Origin of the sequence: Photorhabdus sp. RM71S (assembly GCF_042879355.1) — a bacterium.
Lineage (GTDB): Bacteria > Pseudomonadota > Gammaproteobacteria > Enterobacterales > Enterobacteriaceae > Photorhabdus > Photorhabdus kayaii.
Map to the genome: position 1 here is coordinate 1 of NZ_JBHFKV010000286.1, position 242 is coordinate 242.

Genomic DNA, 242 nt, shown 5'->3' on the forward strand with positions numbered 1-242 from the left:
CTCATCGTGGCGCGGGCATGACTGCTCACCAGACGCCGAATAGATTTACGCAAGCCCACCATACATCAAAATTTGTGTTGCAAAAACGGGGGTGACCATAGATTTTTATAATAAAAACCCTGACGGTGTAGTAATGCCAGTCAGTTAAGCAACTGACTGGCTGTTTTTCTGGGCTTTTCTGTATTTGTAAGGTCTTTCCTTTACTACCCTCGGGAAGGCTCTTTTTCTCCTTACCGGGAGCT

The 242-nt window shown here is 45.9% G+C and carries 1 protein-coding gene; it reads right to left on the reverse strand.

Annotated elements, in window-relative coordinates; all coding sequences use genetic code 11:
• Positions 1-144: 144 nt before the first annotated feature.
• Positions 145-242, reverse strand: a 98-nt coding sequence (locus ACGF5R_RS24920; RefSeq protein ID WP_387693331.1) for a hypothetical protein, incomplete at its 5' end; no start/stop codon positions are given.